Origin of the sequence: Pseudomonas sp. LjRoot277, from assembly GCF_964253845.1 — a bacterium.
Taxonomy (GTDB): Bacteria; Pseudomonadota; Gammaproteobacteria; order Pseudomonadales; family Pseudomonadaceae; genus Aquipseudomonas.
On sequence record NZ_CAXURI020000001.1, the window covers coordinates 1,947,790 to 1,968,025 of the forward strand.

A 20,236-nucleotide genomic window follows, 5' to 3' on the forward strand; every position below is an offset into this window, starting at 1 on the left:
TTCTTTATATAGATGCATATGGAGTGGTACATGGCCGATACGCGGCGTTGGTTCTGGTTGGGTGGGGTGGTTCTGCTCTGCGTGTTTGTCTGGTTGTTGCATCCGATTCTGACGCCGTTCCTGGTCGCGTTGCTGCTGGCCTATCTGTTCGACCCGCTGGTGGATCGGCTGGAGAAGGCCGGCCTGTCTCGGACCTGGGGCGTGGTGGCGGTGTTTGCGCTGTTCACCCTGATCTTCACGACCTTGCTGCTGGTGTTGATACCGATGCTCGCCAAGCAGTTGTTTCGTTTGTACGAACTGACGCCGCAGATGCTCGATTGGTTGCAGCACACCGCACTGCCGTGGGCGCAATCGAAATTTGGACTGTCGGATAATTTCTGGAAGTTCGACAAGCTCAAGGCTGCGATCAGTGAGCACATGGGCCAAACCACTGACATTGTCGGTGTTGTGCTGAGTCAGGCAACAGCCTCCGGCCTCGTATTGATTGGCTTGCTGGCGAATCTGGTGCTGATCCCGGTGGTGGTCTTCTATTTGCTGCGGGACTGGGACCTGATGATGGCCAAGATCCGCGGCCTGCTGCCCCGTGATCGCGAAGAACGCGTTGTGATGCTGGCGGGTGAATGCCATGAAGTGCTGGGTGCGTTCGTACGCGGGCAGTTGCTGGTGATGGTGGCGTTGGGCGTGATCTACGCCGCCGGCCTGATGTTGGTAGGGCTGGAGCTGGGGCTGTTGATCGGTTTGATTGCCGGTCTGGCGGCGATCGTGCCGTACATGGGGTTCGTCATCGGGATCGGCGCGGCCTTGATTGCCGGACTGTTCCAGTTCGGCGGCGATCTGTATCCCATGTTCGGTATCGTCGCGGTATTCATGGTGGGGCAGGCGCTGGAAGGCATGGTGCTGACGCCATTGCTGGTGGGGGACAAGATCGGTCTACACCCGGTGGCGGTGATCTTCGCGATTCTGGCAGGGGGCGAGCTGTTCGGATTTACCGGTGTGCTACTGGCACTGCCGGTGGCGGCGGTGATCATGGTGCTGGTGCGCCATGTGCATGATTTGTATAAAGATTCGGGTATGTACAGCGGTGTTGATGAGCCCGAGATTTAAGAGGGCCTGATCAAGCATCGCGGGCAGCGTGGTTCCATGCCAGGCTGACCCGGATCCCTCGTGCGGCTGTCACATGCGCCGCCAAAGAAACTGGCATAAAACCAGTGTGTTAACGCAAACCTTTGATTTTGCTTGTGGTCTGTCGCATTGTGCGACCCGTCTCACGGGTATAAACTTCGCAAACTTTACACAGAGGCCACTAACGGTTCCTTTGGAACTGTTCAGTCAGCATGAAACCGATTCAGCTGCCCCTAGGTGTGCGTCTGCGTGATGACGCTACCTTTATCAATTACTATCCAGGCGCCAATGCCGCTGCACTCGGCTATGTCGAGCGGCTATGCGAAGCCGACGCCGGCTGGACCGAAAGCCTGATTTATCTCTGGGGCAAGGACGGGGTAGGGCGTACGCATTTGTTGCAGGCGGCCTGTCTGCGCTTCGAGCAACTGGGGGAGCCTGCGGTGTATTTGCCGTTGGCCGAACTGCTTGATCGCGGCATCGCCATCCTCGACAACCTCGAACAGTACGAACTGGTCTGCCTGGATGATTTGCAGGCGGTGGCTGGTCGGGCGGATTGGGAAGAGGCGCTGTTCCATCTGTTCAACCGTCTGCGTGACAGCGGTCGACGGCTGCTGATCGCCGCTTCGACATCCCCGCGTGAACTGCCGGTGAAGCTGGCGGACCTCAAATCCCGTCTGACGTTGGCGCTGATCTTTCAGATGCGCCCGCTCTCCGACGAAGACAAGTTGCGTGCCTTGCAACTGCGCGCCTCTCGTCGCGGTCTGCACCTGACCGATGAAGTCGGGCATTTTATTTTGACCCGCGGTACGCGCAGCATGAGTGCACTTTTCGAGCTGCTTGAGCGTCTCGATCAGGCCTCCCTTCAAGCTCAGCGCAAGCTGACGATTCCCTTCCTGAAAGAAACGCTAGGCTGGTAAAGCCAAGGCCTGTAGCGGGTTACGGCATATTTCAGGCGTCAAGAATTCCGCTTTCCTACAGGGTTGCAGGCTGCGCGAGCGTCTAAAACGGGCTTAAGCGCTTAGATGTAAACGCGAAACCAAGAAGTCACATAAAGTTCGATTGAATTTGCAAATGAGGATGATAGCGGGCATAGTCTCGGCTTCTTTAGAACTATCAGCCACGGTCGTGCCCATGCTAAATCGCTTTGCACCCCTCGTGCCCCTCGCACTCGTCACCCTGTTGTTCGGTTGCGCTGCTCACTCTCCAGTGTCCCAGCAAGAGCAACAACAGCAGGTTAAAAATTCTGCTACCGCCCAATCTTCCGCTCTTTATCAGCAAGCTCTTTTCCAGGAAGAGGCGGCCACCGAAAAAGAACTGGCAGACTTCGCCGGCGGCAAGTCGTACCAGCTTCCGGTTCTGGCTGACAGCATCCTCGAACGCGGCATGTCCCTGATCGGTACCCGTTACCGTTTCGGCGGCACCTCCGAAGCTGGCTTTGATTGCAGTGGCTTCATCGGTTACCTGTTTCGTGAAGAAGCCGGCCTGAACCTGCCACGCTCCACTCGCGAAATGATCAACGTCGACGCTCCGCTGGTTTCTCGCAGCAAACTGGAGCCGGGCGACTTGCTGTTTTTCGCCACCAATGGCCGTCGCGGCCGCGTCAGTCACGCCGGGATCTACCTGGGTGACAACCAGTTCATCCATTCGAGCAGCCGCCGCAGCGGTGGTGTCCGGATCGATAGCCTGGGCGACAGCTACTGGAGCAAAACTTTCATCGAAGCCAAGCGCGCACTGGCGTTGGCACCGACTGCGTCTCCGGCGATCGTCACGGCACGCAAGTAAGCGGACTTTTTGTAAGGTGAACTTAAAGTCTTACTTGAAGTTTGCCGCATAGCCGCTAGAATCCTGATCTATTATTGATGGCAAACCGCCTGCGTCCTGCGCAGGCGGTTTTCTTTTCTGCGCCTCCTGCAGAAAAAGCCGCAGCCAGATCAGGATGCTCTGCATATGTCGACCTCGGCCCGCCTCGCAATCATGTTCTTCGCAGCGCTGCTCAGCGCCTGCGCCAGCCGGACACCGCCCCCTGCGCCGGTGGTTCGCGCGCCCATTGTTTTCGGTTCCTCCCAAGCATTCTCCCCTGAAGCGGAAGACGTCTTGTTCCGCGCGCTCGGCCTGGTGGGCACGCCGTATCGCTGGGGTGGCAACACGCCGGATTCGGGTTTCGATTGCAGCGGGCTGATCGGTTATGTCTACCGTGACGTCGCCGGCATTTCTCTGCCGCGCACCACGCGCGAGATGATCAGCATGCAGGCGGCCAGTGTGGGCAAGGAAGGCCTGCAAACCGGTGACCTGATCTTCTTCGCCACCAATGGCGGTTCTCAGGTCAGTCACGCCGGGATCTACGTCGGCGAAGGTCGCTTCGTCCACGCGCCCGCCACCGGCGGCACGGTGAAGCTCGACAGCTTGTCCAAAGCTTACTGGCAGAAAGCCTATCTGAGCGCCAAGCGCGTCTTGCAACCTGAGCACTTGGCACATAACCCATAGTTCGCGAGGTTGTCATGACCGCCCGCACACTTAATCTCGACGATTCCCTGTATCAATACCTGCTCGACGTTTCCCTGCGCGAAACGCCGTTGCTCAAGCGTTTGCGTGACGAAACCCAGGCGCTGCCCATGGCCCGCTGGCAGGTGGCGCCCGAGCAAGGTCAGTTCCTCGCGCTATTGGTGAAGCTCATCGGCGCCAAGCGTTTGCTGGAAGTGGGCACCTTTACCGGTTACAGCGCGTTGTGCATGGCGGCTGCATTGCCGGATGACGGTTCGCTGATCTGCTGTGACATACCCGGCGACTACAACGCCACCGCGCGCCGTTACTGGCAGGAGGCGGGGCTTGCCGAGCGGATTGATCTGCGTCTGGCGCCCGCGCTGGAAACCCTGGCTCAGCTGGATCAGCAAGCGCCATTCGACCTGATCTTCATCGATGCCGACAAAGCCAACTACCCACGTTATCTGGAGCACGCATTGCGTTTGCTACGCGTTGGCGGTCTGGCGGTGTTTGATAACACGCTGTGGAGCGGACGGGTGCTTGAGAACAATCCCGAGAGCGAAGACACCCGAGCCATCCAGGCGCTCAATCGCGCCTTGAAGGATGACTCGCGTGTGGACCTGTCGTTGTTGCCATTGGGTGATGGGTTGACGTTGTGCCGTAAGCGCTAGACGTTTACTTGGCCGCCGAAACCCGCCACACCTTGTTGCCCACGTCATCCGCCACCAACAAATCACCCTGCTGATCAATCACCACACCCACCGGCCGGCCCATGGCTTTTTCTTCGTTGTTGAGGAATCCGGTGAGGACATCAACCGGCTGTCCGGCCGGTTTCCCTGCGCTGAACGGTACGAAAATCACTTTGTAGCCACTGTGCGGTTTACGGTTCCACGAGCCGTGCTGGCCAATGAATGCCCCTTCCTTGAACTGCGCCGGCAGTCTGTTGCCTTCAGCAAACGTCAGGCCCAACGAGGCGGTATGCGGGCCGACCGCGTAGTCCGGCGCAATGGCCTTGGCCACCAGGACGGGGTTTTGCGGCTCGACGCGGATGTCGACGTGCTGACCGTAATAACTGTAAGGCCAGCCGTAGAACCCGCCGTCCTTCACTGATGTGATGTAATCCGGCACCAGGTCGCTGCCGATCTCGTCGCGCTCGTTGACCGCCGTCCACAGTGCGCCGCTCCGAGGTTCCCAGGCCAGGCCGTTGGGATTACGAATCCCCGAGGCGAAGATTCGATGGTTGCCGGTGGCGCGATCCACTTCCCAGATCGCTGCGCGACCTTCTTCCATGTCCATGCCGTTTTCGGCCACGTTGCTGTTGGAGCCCACCGTGACGTACAGCTTGCTGCCGTCCTTGCTGGCGATGACGTTTTTGGTCCAGTGGTGATTCAGCGTACCGCCCGGCAGGTCGATCACCTTCATCGGCTGTGACTTGATCGCCGTCTCGCCGTTTTCATAGTGGAAGCGCAGCAAGCGGTCCGTGTCGGCGACGTACAGGTCATTGCCGACCAGGGTCATGCCGAAGGGGGAGTTGAGATTTTCCAGGAACACCGTGCGGGTTTCGGCGATGCCGTCGTGGTCCTTGTCCCGCAGCAGCGTGATGCGGTTCGGGCTCGGTACTTTGGCGCCGGCACGGCCCATGACTTTGCCCATGACCCAGCCACGAATGCCTTTGCCGTCATCGGGTTTGGGTGGTGCGTTGGTTTCGGCGACCAGCACGTCGCCGTTGGGCAGCACGTAGAGCCAGCGCGGGTGATCGAGACCTTCGGCAAAAGCCGCCACCTGAGTCCCTGTCGCGGCGATCGGTTTCGCACCGTCCGGCCAGCCGATCGCCGGGGCGATGTTCACCGTCGGGATCAGGGTTTTGTTCGGTTCTGGCAGCTTGGGCGACGGGCCGGTGCCGTCGGAGACTTGCAGCCTGGCGGTTTCACCACAGGCCGCAAGCCCTCCGGCGAGCACGATGACGAGAGCGAGCTGGGGCTTGCGCATGCTGATCTTCCCTATGAATGCATTGACCTATTCAATAGAGAAGCGCAGGTGCGCGATGGTTCAACGGGTCAGCCGCGGGCTTCCTTGAACAGCACGGCTATGCCCGGGTGATAATTGCCGGCTTCGTTGCGCAACTTGCGATAGGCATAGGGGAAGTACCAGGCCACCGCGCAGGTGTGTTCCTTTTGCAGGTCGTCGACCATGTCCTGGAGTTCTTCCGGGGTGGAGCTTTGTTGGGCTTTTTGTGGCGCGACAAACAGGCAGCCGAGTTTCAGGTCGCTGGCGTAGCTGATGCGCTTGGCGTCGCTGGTGATGTCCTGCAATGCTTGAGTCAGGTTCAGGCTGTTGACGCGTGGCCAGCGCTGGGTCGCCTGAAGGTAAGCGCGTTCTTCGGTGGTCGCGATAAACAGGTCGGCGCGGCCATTGCGTTCGCCTTCTTCGGTCTGTTTGCGGGTCGGTGTTTGTTGCAGCGTGACCATTTCCGCCATCCAGGCCGCGGCGGACAGCAGGCTCAGGTTGGCTTTTTCGTCGAACCAGTAAGGCGTGTCGTTATCGCCGCGCACGGCGTTGTAGCGGTCGATACAGTCAAACCAGCGTTCCAGCACCGGGCGCAGGAATTCCAGCTTCGGATTGCTGATGATCATGCCTTGCATGTGGCTCACCCTTGTTATTTGTGTTGTGAGGTTGTGGCTCTTTGATATCACTGCTGAGAGTGTGGCACAAGATTGGCGTCAGATAATTGATCGACGGCAGTTAATCGCTCGCAGGCCGCCCGTCTTCAATTGACGCTCCATCCCCAACCCTCTAACCTTCGCGGCTTGTTTCAGGTGCTCTGTGACCTTGGTCGACAGAGTGAAACAGGGAAGCCGGTGAGTGATTCTCTTCAATTGATGAAGGCTCACGATCCCGGCGCTGCCCCCGCAACGGTAAATGAGTGAAGACTGCGCCTTGAGCCACTGTGTCGTATGACATGGGAAGGCGCGCAGTCAGGCGAAACGCCGCTCATGAGCCCGGAGACCGGCCTGATCCATCCAGCGGCATCACGGTGGGCGATGCCAGGCTTTTTGCCGTCTATTCTTGTGCCTGCCCGCCGTTATCCAGCCTCAACGGAGAGCTCCCCCATGACTGATACCCCCGATCGTGACGAACGTCATCTGGCGCGCATGCTGCGCAAAAAAGCCGTGATCGACGAACGCATCGCCAATTCCCCGAATGAATGCGGCCTGCTGCTGGTGCTGACCGGCAACGGCAAAGGCAAAAGCAGTTCGGCCTTCGGCATGCTCGCCCGGTCCATGGGGCACGGCATGCAGTGTGGCGTGGTGCAGTTCATTAAAGGGCGCAGCAGCACCGGCGAAGAACTGTTCTTCCGTCGCTTTCCGGAACAGGTGCGTTTTCATGTGATGGGCGAGGGCTTTACCTGGGAAACCCAGGATCGCCAGCGTGACATCGCCGCCGCTGAAGCCGCGTGGGCGGTGTCCCGCGAATTGCTGCGTGATCCGTCGATCGGCCTGGTGGTGCTGGATGAATTGAACATTGCGCTCAAGCACGGTTATCTGGATCTCGATCAGGTGCTCAGCGACTTGCAGGCCCGTCCGCCGATGCAGCACGTGGTGGTGACCGGTCGCGGCGCCAAGCCGGAGATGATCGAACTGGCCGACACCGTCACCGAAATGGGCGTGATCAAGCACGCATTCCAGGCCGGGATCAAAGCGCAAAAAGGCGTCGAATTGTGAGTCAGCCACGTCATTGCCCGGCGGTGTTGATTGCCGCGCCGGCCTCCGGTCAGGGCAAGACCACCGTCACCGCCGCACTGGCCCGTTTGCATCGCAATCAGGGGCGCAAGGTGCGCGTATTCAAATGCGGCCCGGACTTCCTCGACCCGATGATTCTCGAGCGCGCCAGCGGTGCGCCGGTGTATCAACTGGACATGTGGATGGTCGGCGAGCAGGAAAGTCGTCGACTGTTGTGGGAAGCCGCCGGCGAAGCCGATCTGATTCTCATCGAAGGCGTCATGGGTCTGTTCGACGGTACGCCGTCCAGCGCTGATCTGGCGCGACATTTCGGTGTACCGGTGCTGGGTGTGATCGACGGCACTGCCATGGCGCAGACCTTTGGTGCACTGGCGTTGGGGCTGGCGCGCTATCAGCCGGACTTGCCGTTTGCCGGTGTGCTGGCCAACCGCGTCGGCACCCTGCGTCACGCGCAATTACTGGAAGGTAGTCTCACTGAAGGTTTGCGCTGGTACGGTGCCTTGTCCCGGGAAACCGGGATCGAATTGCCGAGTCGACACCTCGGGCTGGTTCAGGCCAGTGAGTTGAACGATCTCGATCTGCGCCTCGATGCAGCGGCCGATGCACTGGCCAGCAGCTGCGAGGTCGCGCTGCCACCGGCAGTGGAATTCGCCGCGCCTGATGTGATCGCAGCCGAGCCGTTGCTGGCCGGTGTGCGAATTGCCGTGGCCCGTGACGAAGCGTTTGCCTTCACCTACGGCGCCAGCCTGGATTTGCTGCGGGCCATGGGCGCCGAATTGTCGTTTTTCTCGCCGATCCGTGACGCGCAATTGCCGCCGGCAGACAGCCTCTATCTGCCGGGCGGTTATCCCGAATTGCACCATGTGGCGCTGTCGCAGAACACCACGATGCTGGACGCTATTCGCGCTCATCATGCGGCGGGCAAACCGTTGTTGGCCGAGTGCGGCGGCATGCTGTATCTGCTCGATTCGTTGACCGATGTCGAGGGCACTCGCGCTGAACTGGTCGGCTTGCTGGCCGGTGATGCGGTGATGCAAAAGCGTCTGGCCGCGTTGGCGTTGCAGGCGGTCGAGTTGCCGGAAGGTTCGTTGCGCGGACACACCTATCACCATTCGCTGACCAGTACCGAGCTTGAGCCGATTGCTCGTGGCTTGAGCCCGAACGGTGGGCGAGGGGCGGAGGCGGTCTATCGTGAAGGGCGGATGACGGCCTCTTATGTGCACTTTTATTTTCCGTCCAATCCATCGGCGATTGCCGCGCTGTTTGCGCCTGACCTTGAGGACGCCTTCGCGAGCAAGCCCGCTCCTACAGTTGACTGCGTTTCGTCAGGCAACACGCCATCCAATGTGGGAGCGGGCTTGCTCGCGAAGAGGCCATGACGGACAACGCATTTTCCGAAGCCGAACGCGCGGCGGTCTACCGAGCCATCAGCGAACGCCGCGACATGCGTCATTTCAGCGGTGGCACCGTCGAGCCCGAGTTACTGCGGCGCCTGCTCGAAGCTGCGCATCAGGCACCGAGTGTCGGCCTGATGCAGCCCTGGCGGTTCATCCGCATCAGCGATCGAGCCCTGCGCGGCAAGATCCAGTCACTGGTGGAAGAAGAACGCATCCGCACCGCCGAAGCCCTCGGCGAGCGCACCGACGAATTCATGAAGCTCAAAGTCGAAGGCATCAACGATTGCGCCGAGGTGCTGGTCGCTGCACTGATGGACGATCGCGAGCGTCACATTTTCGGCCGTCGCACGATGCCGGAAATGGACATGGCCTCGCTGTCCTGCGCGATCCAGAACCTCTGGCTGGCCTCCCGCGCTGAAGGATTGGGCATGGGCTGGGTGTCGCTGTTCGAGCCGCAAGCACTGGCGGACTTGCTGGGTTTACCCGCTGGAGCCAAGCCCTTGGCCGTTCTATGCCTGGGGCCGGTCAAGGAATTTTATCCGGCGCCGATGCTGGTACTCGAAGGCTGGGCGCAGGCGCGTCCGCTCAGTGAGTTGCTGTATGAAAATTATTGGGGAGTGAGTCAATGAGTGTGGCGTTGTTGAGTGTCGCCGCGGTTGCGCTGGATGCGCTGCTGGGTGAACCCAAACGCTGGCATCCGCTGGTGGCGTTCGGCCGCTTTGCCAACCGCATCGAGCAACGTTTCAATGGCGGCGGTGGCCGCGGCTGGCGCAGCCATGGCGTGACTGCCTGGGTGATCGCAGTATTGCCGCTGACCCTGCTGGCCACGGCGTTTTCCTGGGCGCCCTACGTCGGCTGGATCGTCGAGATACTCGTACTCTATTGCGCCCTCGGCATGCGCAGCCTCGGTGAACACGTTACGCCTGTGGCCAAGGCGCTGCGCAGTGATGATCTGGAAGAGGCGCGCAAACGTGTCAGTTATCTGGTCAGCCGCCAGACCAGCGAACTGGATAAAACCGAAGTCGCCCGCGCCGCCACAGAGTCTGTCCTGGAGAACGGCAGCGACGCGGTATTCGCTGCGCTGTTCTGGTTTGCCGTGGCCGGTGCGCCCGGTGTGGTGCTCTACCGTTTGAGCAACACGCTGGATGCGATGTGGGGTTACCGCAATGAACGCTTCGAGCGTTTCGGCTGGGCCGCGGCAAAGATCGACGACGTCCTCAACTACATTCCTGCACGCCTGGTGGCATTGACCTACGCGCTGTTGGGCAAAACCCGCCTGGCGCTGAAATGCTGGCGCACCCAGGGCCCGACCTGGGACAGCCCGAATGCCGGTCCGGTGATGGCGGCCGGTGCCGGTGCGCTCGGCGTCGAGTTGGGCGGGGCGGCGATTTATCACGGTGAACTGCATCAGCGTCCGCCACTGGGTGAAGGCGTGCCGGCGGACGCCGACTCCATCGACCGTGGCTGGCAATTGGTCCAGCGCGGGGTATGGTTATGGTTGCTGATCCTCTGCGTGGGGGCTGAATTTTATGCTTGAGCACGGTGGTCGGTTACGCAAGGCGGCGCTCGATTACGGCATCGCCGAAGCCGATTGGCTCGACCTGTCCAGCGGCCTCGCGCCCTGGCCGTTTCCGGTCCCGGAGATTCCGTTGCGGGCCTGGGCGCGGTTGCCGGAAACCGATGACGGTCTGGAGCAGGCGGCCTGTGATTATTACGGCGCCGCTCAGGTCCTGCCGGTAGCCGGCTCGCAAATGGCGATCCAGTTGCTGCCGCGTTTGCGCCGGGCCGGCAAGGTCGGCGTGCTCTCGCCGTGTTACGCCGAACACGCCGAAGCGTGGCGCCGTAATGGCTACATCGTGCGTGAAGTGCTGGAGCAGGAAGTCGACTTCTTTCTCGACAGCCTCGACGTGCTGGTGGTGGTCAACCCGAACAATCCTACCGGCCTGAGCCTGACACCGAGACGTCTGCTCGACTGGCACACGCGGCTGGCCCAGCGCGGAGGCTGGCTGGTGGTGGACGAGGCGTTCATGGACAACACACCGCAGCTGAGCCTGGCACCTTTTGCCAATCGGGTCGGGTTGATCGTGCTGCGCTCCTTCGGCAAGTTTTTTGGTCTGGCCGGTGTGCGGCTGGGTTTCGTGCTGGCCGAGCGCAAGTTACTCAAGTTGCTGGCCGAGCAAGTGGGGCCGTGGGCGGTCAGCGGGCCGACGCGGGTGCTGGGGCAGGCCTGTCTGCTGGATACCGAAGGGCATGCCCGGCAACGGGTTCGCGCTGAAGAAGCCAGCGAGCGTCTGGCGTTGCTGCTTGAACAGCACGGTTTCAAACCCCAGGGTGGCTGCGCCTTGTTTCAATGGCTGATCACCGACCGCGCCGAAGTCCTGCATGAGTTCATGGCCCGGCGCGGCATTCTGTTGCGGTTGTTCACGAACAACAGCAGCCTGCGTTTCGGCTTGCCCGCCGATGAAACCGACTGGACACGTCTCGCGCAAGCGTTCGAAGCCTACGCCAAGGAAACCCAATGACTACGTTGATGGTGCAAGGCACCACTTCCGACGCCGGTAAAAGTACGCTGGTGACGGCGTTGTGCCGCTGGGTCGTGCGTCAGGGCGTGAGCGTCGTACCGTTCAAACCACAGAACATGGCGCTTAACAGTGCCGTGACCGCCGACGGTGGCGAGATCGGTCGTGCGCAAGCGGTGCAGGCTCAGGCCGCCAACCTTGAGCCGCACACCGACATGAACCCGGTGCTGCTCAAACCCAACAGTGATACCGGCGCTCAAGTGATCATCCATGGCCGCGCGGTCACGACGATGAACGCGGTCGCGTATCACGACTACAAAGCCATCGCCATGAAAGCAGTGCTGGCCTCTCATGAACGGCTGAGCGCGGCGTATCCGGTGGTTATGGTCGAAGGCGCGGGTTCGCCGGCCGAGATCAATCTGCGCGCCGGCGACATCGCCAACATGGGCTTTGCCGAGGCGGTGGATTGCCCGGTGGTGCTGATTGCCGACATCAATCGCGGCGGGGTTTTTGCGCATCTGGTGGGCACGCTGGAACTGCTGTCGCCCAGCGAGCAGGCGCGAGTCAAAGGCTTCATCATCAACCGGTTTCGCGGCGATATCGCTTTGCTGCAACCGGGGCTGGATTGGCTGGAAGCGCGCACCGGCAAACCAGTGATTGGCGTTCTGCCTTATGTGATGGACCTGCATCTTGAGGCCGAGGACGGTATCGATCAGCGGCAGACTGACAAGGCCGACCAGGTGCTGAAAGTGGTAGTGCCGGTGCTGCCGCGCATCAGCAATCACACCGATTTCGATCCACTGCGCCTGCATCCGCAGGTGGATCTGCAATTCATCGGCCCCGGTCAGGCGATTCCACCGGCCGACCTGATTATTCTCCCTGGTTCGAAAAGTGTGCGTAGCGACCTCGCGTATTTGCGGGCCAATGGCTGGGACACCGCGATCAGTCGTCATCTGCGTTATGGCGGCAAAGTGCTGGGCATTTGCGGCGGTCTGCAAATGCTCGGCGAGCAGGTACACGATCCGCTGGGCCTTGAAGGCGCACCGGGTTCCAGCGCCGGTTTGGGCTTGTTGGCGTTCGAAACGCAGCTCGAAGAAGAGAAGCAATTGCGCAATGTGCGCGGGCGTCTGGCACTGGAAGACGCGCCGGTCAGCGGCTATGAAATTCATGCCGGGGTGACCACCGGGCCGGCGTTGGAAAACGCCGCCGTGCAACTGGACGATGGTCGCTGCGACGGTGCGCAAAGCGTGGACGGGCAGATTTTCGGCACCTATCTGCATGGCCTGTTTGAATCACCCGCGGCGTGCAGTGCCCTGTTGCGCTGGGCAGGTTTGCAGGCGGTGCAGGACGTGGATTATCACGCGTTGCGTGAGCGCGATATCGAGCGGCTGGCGGATCTGGTGGAGAAGCATCTGGATACCCGACTGTTGCGTGAACTTTGTGGGTTTTAGGGTGACCGTGCTGGCCTCTTCGCGAGCAAGCCCGCTCCCACATTGGAATGCGATCACCTGTGGGAGCGGGCTTGCTCGCGAAGAGGGCAGTGGCCTCACCGCCAATTTGAAGGAATGAACCATGCTGCAACTGATCCTCGGCGGCGCCCGCTCCGGCAAAAGTCGCCTGGCTGAAAAACTCGCCTCCGACAGCGGTCTGGTAGTGACGTACATCGCCACCAGCCAACCCCTCGACGGTGAAATGAACGAGCGGGTGGCCCATCACCGCGCCCGTCGTCCAGCCGAATGGGCGTTGATCGAAGAGCCGGTGGAACTCGCCCGCATCCTGCGCGAAACCGCCAGCGCCGATCGTTGCCTGCTGGTGGATTGCCTGACGTTGTGGATGACTAATCTGCTGATGCTCGACGACACCAAGCGTCTGTCAGCCGAGCGTGATGCATTGCTGGACTGCCTGGCGTCGTTGCCGGGTGAAATCATTTTTGTCAGCAACGAGACCGGAATGGGTGTCGTGCCGCTGGGCGAATTGACTCGCCGTTATGTCGATGAAGCCGGTTGGCTGCATCAAGCGTTGGCCGAGCGCTGTCAGCGCGTCGTCCTGACCGTCGCCGGTCTGCCCCTGACTTTGAAAGGAACCGTGTTATGACTCAATCCTGGTGGCTGAACCCGTGCAAGCCGATCGATGCTCAAGCGGTCGTGCAGGCGCAGGCCCGTCAACAGCAACTGACCAAACCGGCCGGCTCCCTCGGTCGGCTTGAGTCGGTGGCCGTGCAATTGGCCGGGCTGCAGGGGCAGGTCAAACCGAGTATCGATCAGCTGTGGATCGCGATTTTTGCCGGTGACCATGGCGTGGTCGCTGAAGGGGTATCGGCATTTCCTCAGGAAGTCACCGGACAGATGCTGCACAACTTCGTCAGCGGTGGGGCGGCGATCAGCGTGTTGGCGCGGCAACTCGGGGCATCCCTTGAAGTCGTCGACCTCGGCACGGTGACCCCGTCGTTGAATTTGCCGGGTGTGCGTCACTTGAACATCGGCCCAGGCACGGCGAATTTCGTCGAAGGTTCGGCGATGACGCCGGCTCAAGGCGAACTCGCTTTGCAGGCCGGCCGCGACAGCGTGCAGCGCGCCATCGCGGCGGGTGCGCAGTTGTTTATCGGTGGCGAGATGGGCATCGGTAATACCACTGCGGCCAGTGCGCTGGCCTGTGCCTTGCTCGATTGTGCGGTGGTGCATCTGACCGGGCCGGGCACGGGTTTGAACGCGGCGGGTGTCAGCCATAAAGCTCAGGTCATCGAGCGCGCTTTGGCGTTGCACAGTGCTCAACGTGGCGATGCGCTACAAACCCTGTTCAACCTCGGCGGTTTTGAAATCGCGGCACTGGTCGGCGCGTATCTGGCGTGTGCCCAGGAAGGCGTTGCGGTGCTGGTGGACGGTTTTATTTGCAGCGTTGCGGCGTTGGTGGCGGTGCGCTTGAACCCTGAATGCCGTCAGTGGCTGTTGTTCGGTCATCGCGGCGCCGAGCCGGGCCATCGTCATGTACTGGAATCCCTGAACGCCGAACCGCTGCTGGACCTCGGCCTGCGTCTGGGCGAGGGCAGTGGCGCGGCGTTGGCCGTGCCTTTATTGCGCCTGGCGTGTGACCTTCACGGGCAGATGGCGACCTTCGCCGAGGCCGCCGTGGCGGACCGTCCGGCATGACCTTGCGCCTGGACCTGTTGCGCCACGGCGAAACCGAACTCGGCGGCGGTTTGCGCGGCAGCCTTGACGATGCGCTGACCGAAAAGGGCTGGGCGCAGATGCGCGCGGCGGTGGTCGAGCAGGGGCCTTGGGATCGTTTGGTCAGCTCGCCACTGCAGCGGTGTGCGCGGTTCGCCGAAGAACTCGGCGCACAGCTGGGTTTGCCGGTGCAGTTGGATAAAGACCTGCAAGAGCTGCACTTCGGCGCTTGGGAAGGGCAGAGCGCTGCGGCGCTGATGGACACTGATGCCGAGGCGTTGGGATTGTTCTGGGCCGACCCTTACTCGTTTACGCCGCCTCAGGGTGAACCGGTGGTGGATTTTTCGACGCGAGTGTTGGCGGCCGTTGAGCGCTTGCAGGCTACCTGCGCAGGCGAGCGGGTGTTGCTGATCAGTCATGGCGGGGTCATGCGTTTGTTGCTGGCTCAGGCGCGAGGATTGCCTCGTGAGCAGTTGCTCAACGTCGAAGTCGGGCATGGCGCGTTGTTTTCGATGACGGTCGAATCCGGCGTGTTGTCAAAGGAAGCGCTCTGACCATGTTGCCGTTCTGGGTCGCCCTGCAATTTTTGAGCAGTCTGCCGATTCGTCTGCCGGGCATGCCGGCGCCACAGGCGTTGGGGCGGTCGCTGCTGTTTTATCCGCTGGTCGGCCTGCTGTTCGGCGGGATTTTGTGGGCGTTCAATTGGCTGTTACTCGGCACGCCGTTGTTGCTTCACGCAGCGCTGTTGCTGACGGTTTGGGTATTGCTCAGCGGCGCGTTGCACCTGGACGGCCTGGCCGATAGCGCCGATGCGTGGCTCGGCGGGTTCGGCGATCGCGAGCGCACGTTGACGATCATGAAGGACCCGCGCAGCGGGCCGATTGCGGTCGTGACGCTGGTGCTGGTGTTGCTGCTCAAATTCGCCGCGTTGCTGGCATTGATCGAGCAGCAACACGCCGTTGTCCTGATCATTGTCCCGTTGATCGGGCGCAGCGCGATGCTGGGCTTGTTCCTGACCACGCCTTATGTGCGTGCCGGTGGCTTGGGGCAAGCGCTGACCGATCATCTGCCGCGTTTGGCGGGCAAACAGGTGTTGGCGGTGAGTGCGTTGGCGTGTGTTTTGATTGCCGGTCTCAGCGGCGTGTTGGCCGTTGTGCTGGCGGCGCTGGTGTTTGTCTGGCTGCGGCAAGTGATGCTGCGCCGATTGGGCGGCACGACGGGCGATACGGCGGGGGCGTTGTTGGAAATCCTTGAGGTCGCGGTGCTGGTGGGATTGGCTATCTGCTGAACTTCCCACATCATGTAACTTGATTTAACACAACCGCGGGTATATACACGCACCATGCTCGACTCCCAATGTTTATGCATCAACCTGCGTCGCGCCGCCCGTGGCGTCAGCAGGCATTACGACGGCGCTCTCGACGGCTTCGGGATCAACGTCGCCCAGTATTCTCTGCTGTGTAATCTGCAGCGTCTGGATAAACCGAGTATTTCCACGTTGGCCGAGGCCATGGGCCTGGATCGCAGCACCTTGGGGCGCAATCTGCGGGTGCTGGAAGGCGAAGGCCTGCTGATGCTGGTTGAGGGCGAAGACATGCGTAACCGCATCGTCATGCTCACCGAGGCCGGTGTTGAACGCCTGAAAGCGGCCTTGCCCGCTTGGGAAGCGGCGCAACAGCGGTTGATTGACCGCTTGGGTGCCGAGAAACGCGAAACCTTGCTGCGACTGCTGGACGAACTGGCGTGATGCCGGTTTTTTCGATCTTAAGCGGGTATATACCCGCTACCGGAGAATAAGAATGACATCGATGTGGCGTACGTGTGGTTGGGTTTTGTTGGGGAGTGCGCTGATTCTCGCGTTGTCCTTGGGCGTCAGACACGGCTTCGGGCTGTTTCTGGCACCGATGAGTGCCGAGTTCGGCTGGGGGCGTGAGACGTTTGCTTTCGCCATTGCCTTGCAGAACCTGATCTGGGGCCTGGCACAGCCATTCACCGGCGCGCTGGCCGACCGCTTTGGCGCCGCGAAAGTGGTGCTGGTCGGCGGTGTCTTGTATGCATTGGGTCTGGTGTTCATGGGCCTGTCGGATTCCGCCGTGACCTTGTCCCTGAGTGCCGGCCTGTTGATCGGCATCGGTCTGTCGGGCACCTCGTTCTCGGTGATCCTTGGCGTGGTCGGTCGCGCAGTACCGCCGGAGAAACGCAGCATGGGCATGGGCATTGCCAGCGCTGCCGGCTCTTTCGGCCAGTTCGCCATGTTGCCCGGCACGCTGGGGTTGATCGGCTGGCTCGGCTGGTCAGCGGCATTGCTGGTGTTGGGCCTGTTGGTGGCGCTGATCGTGCCGCTGGTGAGCATGCTCAAGGACAAGCCGCTACCGGTGTTCGGTCATGAACAAACACTGTCCGAAGCCCTGCACGAGGCCTGTTCCCATTCAGGATTCTGGCTGCTGGCGTTCGGCTTTTTTGTCTGCGGCTTCCAGGTGGTATTCATCGGCGTGCACTTGCCGGCTTATCTGGTGGATCAGCACCTCCCGGCGAGCGTCGGTACGACGGTGCTGGCGTTGATCGGGCTGTTCAATATTTTTGGTACCTACACGGCAGGCTGGCTCGGCGGGCGGATGTCCAAGCCGCGTTTGCTCACCGGCCTGTATCTGCTGCGGGCAGTCGTGATCGGGTTGTTCCTGTGGGCACCCGTCACGACGACCACCGCGTACCTGTTTGGCATGGCAATGGGCTTCCTGTGGCTGTCGACCGTGCCCTTGACCAACGGCACCGTCGCGACCTTGTTCGGCGTGCGAAATCTGTCGATGCTCGGTGGGATTGTTTTCCTGTTTCACCAGCTCGGATCGTTCCTCGGCGGCTGGTTGGGCGGGGTGGTGTACGACCGAACCGGGAGCTATGACTTGATCTGGCAAGTGGCGATTCTCTTGAGCCTGTTGGCCGCAGCCCTGAACTGGCCGGTGCGTGAGCAGCCGGTGGCGCGCCTGCAAACACAGATGAGTGCGATATGAACAGTCTCTGGCCGCGGATCGCTGTTGTCGCTGTCTGCGCCTTGCTGCTGGCCCTGTCGTGGTGGGGCTGGCATCAGGGCGGGCTGGCGTTGATGCAACTGGGCATGGGTGCTTGCTAGCAGGATGTGAGGGCGAGTAACTTCGTTTTTGACGATTACTCAAGGATGCACCGACATGCTGATGCGCTGGCTTGCAGTTCCCGCGTTACTGGTAGCGTTTAGTGGATTGGCTCAAGCGGCCGAATGCCCGGAGCTTTTGCAAGGCTCGTTGCCCAAGTTGCGCGCCAAGGAGTCCATCGACCTGTGCCAGCGCTTCGCCGGCAAACCGCTGGTGGTGGTCAATACCGCGAGCTTCTGTGGTTTCGCCCCGCAGTTCAAAAGCCTTGAGGCGCTGAATTGGCGTTACAAGGATCAGGGGCTGGAGGTGATCGGTGTTCCGTCCAACGACTTCAAACAAGAGTCCAAGGATGGCGAAGAGACTGCCAAGGTCTGCTACGTGAACTACGGCGTGACGTTCACCATGACTGAGCCGCAGAAAGTCCGCGGTAATGACGCGACGCACTTGTTCAAGATCATCGCCAAGCAGAGCACCGCGCCGAAGTGGAACTTCTACAAATACGTGGTCGATCGCAAGGGCAAAGTGATCGCCAGTTTTTCCAGCCTGACCAAGCCTGATGATCCCGAGTTCATCGAAGCGGTGGAGAAGGCACTGGCCTCGCAGCCCTGATCGACGTCCATTAAAAAGCCCCGCCTCTGTACAAGAGAGCGGGGCTTTTTCAATTCAGGCGGCGAGCGGTTCAGGTTCGCCGTGAATCATCAGAAGCGGTAGGTCGCGCCAACACCGAAACCGTTCGCATAGTTTTCATACTCGGCGCTGTAGTTCTGGCGGCCGTTGCTGTTGTTGACCTTGACCGACTCTTCGCGCAGGTACGAATACGCTATGTCGATGGTCAGGTCGTCGGTCGGGCTCCAGCCAGCGCCCAGGCTGAAAATCTTGCGATCGCCAGTCGGAATACGTGGGGAGCGGTTTACGTTATTGGTTGGCGACTGGTCAACCGACAGGCCGGTACGCAGCACCCATTGCTTGTTCAGCTGGTACGAAGCACCGATGGCGTGAGCCCAGGTGTCGTGCCAGTTCTGTTCTTCAGTGATGGTGCCAAAGCCGCGTGCGGCCAGGGCGGCAGGAACGCCTTCGTTCTCGACGGAGATTTCTTTCAGGCGGCTCCAGCGAGTCCAGGTGCTGCCTGCGTAAAGGGTCCACTGATCGTTCAGCTGATGAGTGACCGAGAAGTCCACCGACTCAGGCGTGGTGATGTCCAGCGAAGCGTCGAACTTCTGGTTCGGGTTCTGGCCCAGCGCCGAGAGCAGGCCGTAGTTGACCTTGGTGTCACCTTCGAGCTTGTACTTCACTTTCGAGTGATAGGTCAGGCCGAGGCGAGTGCTTTCGAGGGCTTGAACCATGATGCCGATGTTGTAACCCAGCGCGGTGTCGTCACCTTTGATCTTGACGGTACCGTCTGCTGCGCGAGGGTTCAGCGACAGGTTCGATTCCAGGGTGCCGTCAATGCGGTTGATGGTCGGACCGAAACCGATCGACACCTTGTCGTTGAAGGCGTAGCTGACGGTTGGCTGGAGAGTCACGATTGTGACTTCGCTCTTGCTGCCGAAGTAACGGCCGGCAAAGCCGTTCTCATAGTCGGTCACCAGGCCGAATGGAGCGTAGACGCCGAAACCGACTGCCCACTGGTCATCGATTGGCTTTACGTAGTAGCCCATGGGCACGCCCATGAAAGGGACCATGTCACCTTTGTTGGTACCACTATTCGGGCGGGAACTGGCATCACTGATATCAGCATGCGCGTCGATAAATGCAACACCACCGGTCACTTGTTCGCGCTTGAGGCGAGACATGCCGGCAGGGTTGCCAAAAACGGTGGATGCGTCGTCGGCAGAAGAAGATCGCCCGGCAAAACCTGTCCCCATCCCGCTGATGCTTTGTTCGTTGAGGGCAAAGCCACTTGCGAAGATCTGGGTGGATGCCATGGCAACGGCGAGGCTAAGGGTGGTTTTGAGCATTACTTTTTTCATTATTAGAACTCCTGGTGATCACCGGGGCGAAAATTACCAACATTTTCGTCCCAGCGCCATAGGCTGTAATGCTTGATTTAGAGCGGTTTTGTAGGACAATCCGACCAAAATCGCAGCAGTTGCGCGATCTTGTGGAAATGGCAGGTCAGCAGGCGACCTGATTCAGCGGTGCAACACAGGTTTGCCAGGCGCAGGTGAAGTCTCTCAGGCGTCCTTGAGGCTGGAAGGTCTGGCGCCAGATTCGGGCCATTCCCAGTAGGTCGTCTGCTTCGGGGAGGGGGGTGTTCTGTTCTTCTACCAGCAGCCAGGCGATGGCGGTGGCGTAACGCAGGTTGACGGTCAATTCGAGGTGCGGACCACTCAGGAAAGCATGTTGGCTGGCCAGACCGCGAACCAGGCTTGCGCGGTCCGGGTCAAGTGCCAGGTAGTGGTCCCAAAGTGCTTGATGGCGGGGTTCGGCGATTCGGTACAGGCCGTGTCCACGGCGGTCATGCAGGGCAGTTCCAAGGGCGGACTGGCTGGCGGCGACGCCCAGCAGCAGGGATTCGGCAGTTGCGCTATGGCACCCGAGGTAAATCAATGTCGGGCGGATCACATAACGGCACAGTTCGCTGGCAGCGATACCCATAAAGCCCTCGAAACATGAAATGGTCGGCGATACCTGAAGGGCATTGGCAGCAGTGAATCGAATCAGGCTCGCCGGAAGCGGACCACGCCG

23 protein-coding genes and 1 riboswitch are annotated in these 20,236 nt (G+C 60.7%); of the genes, 19 read left to right on the forward strand and 4 right to left on the reverse strand.

The window, feature by feature from the left end; genetic code table 11:
- Positions 1-30 precede the first annotated feature (30 nt).
- From ACSQ87_RS09280 to ACSQ87_RS09300, 5 genes are all read left to right on the forward strand, one after another.
- A complete protein-coding gene (locus tag ACSQ87_RS09280) occupies positions 31-1,104 on the forward strand; it encodes an AI-2E family transporter (protein ID WP_223430787.1) in 1,074 nt (357 codons plus the stop codon).
- Between the two features lie 230 nt (positions 1,105-1,334).
- Positions 1,335-2,039: a DnaA regulatory inactivator Hda gene (hda, locus tag ACSQ87_RS09285; protein ID WP_008148645.1), complete on the forward strand. Its 705-nt coding sequence runs from the start codon at positions 1,335-1,337 to the stop codon at positions 2,037-2,039.
- Positions 2,040-2,253: 214 nt separating this feature from the next.
- Entirely contained in the window at positions 2,254-2,904 is a 651-nt protein-coding gene (locus tag ACSQ87_RS09290; protein WP_223430786.1) for a C40 family peptidase, read from the forward strand.
- Positions 2,905-3,069: 165 nt separating this feature from the next.
- Positions 3,070-3,606, forward strand: coding sequence for a C40 family peptidase (locus ACSQ87_RS09295; protein WP_046048021.1), 537 nt, complete (start codon positions 3,070-3,072; stop codon positions 3,604-3,606).
- 14 nt (positions 3,607-3,620) lie between these two features.
- Positions 3,621-4,274: an O-methyltransferase gene (locus ACSQ87_RS09300; RefSeq protein WP_223430785.1), complete on the forward strand. Its 654-nt coding sequence runs from the start codon at positions 3,621-3,623 to the stop codon at positions 4,272-4,274.
- A gap of 4 nt (positions 4,275-4,278) precedes the next feature.
- On the opposite strand, the gene ACSQ87_RS09305 is transcribed toward ACSQ87_RS09300, so the two are convergent.
- Positions 4,279-5,592: a PQQ-dependent sugar dehydrogenase gene (locus tag ACSQ87_RS09305; RefSeq protein ID WP_223430784.1), complete on the reverse strand. Its 1,314-nt coding sequence runs from the start codon at positions 5,590-5,592 to the stop codon at positions 4,279-4,281.
- A gap of 68 nt (positions 5,593-5,660) precedes the next feature.
- Positions 5,661-6,245 (reverse strand): hypothetical protein, encoded by a 585-nt coding sequence (locus tag ACSQ87_RS09310; protein ID WP_223430783.1) that lies wholly within the window; start codon positions 6,243-6,245, stop codon positions 5,661-5,663.
- Between the two features lie 155 nt (positions 6,246-6,400).
- Positions 6,401-6,632, forward strand: a riboswitch (cobalamin riboswitch).
- An 81-nt stretch (positions 6,633-6,713) separates the two neighbouring features.
- On the opposite strand from ACSQ87_RS09310, the gene cobO reads away from it, so the two are divergent.
- The 14 genes from cobO to ACSQ87_RS09380 all read left to right on the forward strand — a co-directional run bounded on the left by cobO (position 6,714) and on the right by ACSQ87_RS09380 (position 18,157).
- Positions 6,714-7,325, forward strand: a complete 612-nt coding sequence (cobO, locus tag ACSQ87_RS09315; protein ID WP_046048017.1) for a cob(I)yrinic acid a,c-diamide adenosyltransferase — start codon at positions 6,714-6,716, stop codon at positions 7,323-7,325.
- Positions 7,322-8,722 (forward strand): cobyrinate a,c-diamide synthase, encoded by a 1,401-nt coding sequence (locus tag ACSQ87_RS09320; RefSeq protein WP_223430782.1) that lies wholly within the window; start codon positions 7,322-7,324, stop codon positions 8,720-8,722. The genes cobO and ACSQ87_RS09320 overlap by 4 nt, the downstream gene beginning before the upstream one ends.
- Complete coding sequence (bluB, locus tag ACSQ87_RS09325; RefSeq protein ID WP_223430781.1) at positions 8,719-9,369, forward strand: 5,6-dimethylbenzimidazole synthase; 651 nt, start codon at positions 8,719-8,721, stop codon at positions 9,367-9,369. The genes ACSQ87_RS09320 and bluB overlap by 4 nt, the downstream gene beginning before the upstream one ends.
- A complete protein-coding gene (gene cbiB, locus ACSQ87_RS09330; RefSeq protein WP_223430780.1) occupies positions 9,366-10,277 on the forward strand; it encodes an adenosylcobinamide-phosphate synthase CbiB in 912 nt (303 codons plus the stop codon). Before bluB ends, cbiB begins: the two co-directional genes overlap by 4 nt.
- Complete coding sequence (cobD, locus tag ACSQ87_RS09335; protein WP_223430778.1) at positions 10,270-11,262, forward strand: threonine-phosphate decarboxylase CobD; 993 nt, start codon at positions 10,270-10,272, stop codon at positions 11,260-11,262. The genes cbiB and cobD overlap by 8 nt, the downstream gene beginning before the upstream one ends.
- Positions 11,259-12,710 carry a cobyric acid synthase gene (locus ACSQ87_RS09340; RefSeq protein WP_223430777.1) on the forward strand — a complete coding sequence of 484 codons (1,452 nt, stop codon included), beginning with the start codon at positions 11,259-11,261 and terminating at the stop codon, positions 12,708-12,710. The genes cobD and ACSQ87_RS09340 overlap by 4 nt, the downstream gene beginning before the upstream one ends.
- A 121-nt stretch (positions 12,711-12,831) precedes the next feature.
- Positions 12,832-13,353, forward strand: coding sequence for a bifunctional adenosylcobinamide kinase/adenosylcobinamide-phosphate guanylyltransferase (gene cobU, locus ACSQ87_RS09345; RefSeq protein ID WP_223430776.1), 522 nt, complete (start codon positions 12,832-12,834; stop codon positions 13,351-13,353).
- Entirely contained in the window at positions 13,350-14,405 is a 1,056-nt protein-coding gene (gene cobT, locus ACSQ87_RS09350; RefSeq protein WP_223430774.1) for a nicotinate-nucleotide--dimethylbenzimidazole phosphoribosyltransferase, read from the forward strand. The genes cobU and cobT overlap by 4 nt, the downstream gene beginning before the upstream one ends.
- On the forward strand, positions 14,402-14,977 hold the full coding sequence (gene cobC / locus ACSQ87_RS09355; protein ID WP_223430773.1) for an alpha-ribazole phosphatase family protein: 576 nt from the start codon (positions 14,402-14,404) through the stop codon (positions 14,975-14,977). Before cobT ends, cobC begins: the two co-directional genes overlap by 4 nt.
- 2 nt (positions 14,978-14,979) lie before the next feature.
- Complete coding sequence (locus ACSQ87_RS09360; protein ID WP_223430772.1) at positions 14,980-15,711, forward strand: adenosylcobinamide-GDP ribazoletransferase; 732 nt, start codon at positions 14,980-14,982, stop codon at positions 15,709-15,711.
- Between the two features lie 54 nt (positions 15,712-15,765).
- Positions 15,766-16,170, forward strand: coding sequence for a MarR family winged helix-turn-helix transcriptional regulator (locus ACSQ87_RS09365; RefSeq protein ID WP_033055842.1), 405 nt, complete (start codon positions 15,766-15,768; stop codon positions 16,168-16,170).
- 52 nt (positions 16,171-16,222) lie between these two features.
- Positions 16,223-17,431 (forward strand): MFS transporter, encoded by a 1,209-nt coding sequence (locus ACSQ87_RS09370; RefSeq protein ID WP_076030232.1) that lies wholly within the window; start codon positions 16,223-16,225, stop codon positions 17,429-17,431.
- Positions 17,428-17,550 carry a hypothetical protein gene (locus ACSQ87_RS09375; protein ID WP_008148682.1) on the forward strand — a complete coding sequence of 41 codons (123 nt, stop codon included), beginning with the start codon at positions 17,428-17,430 and terminating at the stop codon, positions 17,548-17,550. Before ACSQ87_RS09370 ends, ACSQ87_RS09375 begins: the two co-directional genes overlap by 4 nt.
- 55 nt (positions 17,551-17,605) lie before the next feature.
- A complete protein-coding gene (locus ACSQ87_RS09380; protein WP_223430771.1) occupies positions 17,606-18,157 on the forward strand; it encodes a glutathione peroxidase in 552 nt (183 codons plus the stop codon).
- A gap of 89 nt (positions 18,158-18,246) precedes the next feature.
- Here ACSQ87_RS09380 and ACSQ87_RS09385 read toward each other — a convergent pair whose 3' ends face one another.
- Together ACSQ87_RS09385 and ACSQ87_RS09390 are read right to left on the reverse strand one after the other, a co-directional pair.
- On the reverse strand, positions 18,247-19,518 hold the full coding sequence (locus ACSQ87_RS09385) for an OmpP1/FadL family transporter (protein ID WP_223430770.1): 1,272 nt from the start codon (positions 19,516-19,518) through the stop codon (positions 18,247-18,249).
- 145 nt (positions 19,519-19,663) lie between these two features.
- On the reverse strand, positions 19,664-20,146 hold the full coding sequence (locus tag ACSQ87_RS09390) for a hypothetical protein (protein WP_223430769.1): 483 nt from the start codon (positions 20,144-20,146) through the stop codon (positions 19,664-19,666).
- Between the last annotated feature and the right edge of the window lie 90 nt (positions 20,147-20,236).